This is a genomic window from Scytonema sp. PCC 10023, from assembly GCF_963920835.1.
In the GTDB taxonomy this organism is placed as follows: domain Bacteria; phylum Cyanobacteriota; class Cyanobacteriia; order Cyanobacteriales; family Nostocaceae; genus Kalymmatonema.
On sequence record NZ_CAWUDP010000345.1, the window covers coordinates 1 to 652 of the forward strand.

Annotated in this window: 1 protein-coding gene; it reads right to left on the minus strand. The window is 41.9% G+C overall.

What is annotated here, in order from left to right:
• Positions 1–108: 108 nt before the first annotated feature.
• Positions 109–531 carry a helix-turn-helix domain-containing protein gene (locus ACM0OZ_RS49140; RefSeq protein WP_414590209.1) on the minus strand — a complete coding sequence of 141 codons (423 nt, stop codon included), beginning with the start codon at positions 529–531 and terminating at the stop codon, positions 109–111.
• Between the last annotated feature and the right edge of the window lie 121 nt (positions 532–652).

Sequence of the window (652 nt, forward strand, 5' to 3'; positions counted from 1 at the left end):
AGATTTTGGTGGCAATTTTTTACGATCGCTCTCCTACCCCTCTGAACGGTTACGATAAATTCAATCCCGCTTCATCCACAAATACTAGATTTCGCACGTCAATTTTATCTAACCACCGACGATAGTCATGCCGTAATTCCTGTACTCGTGGAGTATCTTGCTCACTTGCATAGAGACTTTTTTTTTACAGCGTAAGTCTAATTTTTCTACCGCACGATGCATTGTCGAAATGCTGACCCTAATTCCTGTACTTTCCGCAAGGCGATCGCATAACTCTGAAAGCAACAAATCATTTTTCTCTTCCACCCAAGACTTGATCATGTTTAGATGTTCATCCTGAATAGTTGGTTTTTGATATCCCCCACGTTGTTTTGCTTCAATTTGTCCGCTTTGACGATAATCGCGCAATAGGTTTCGCACAAACGACAAGCTAACCTTGAATCTTTCAGCCAACTGGCGTTGAGAACCTTCCTTAGAGAGCCAACCTGTTATTACGCGACGACGCAAATCCCCTGAGTAAGATACTGGCATCTAATCAAACCATAACTCTAGACCCAGATTACCGTAATTTGTGGTTCAATTACCTGAAAATTGCTGTAATAGCACCCCAGAGTGTAAAATTGGGAATATGGAAATGCCTAAAAGCAGGGGT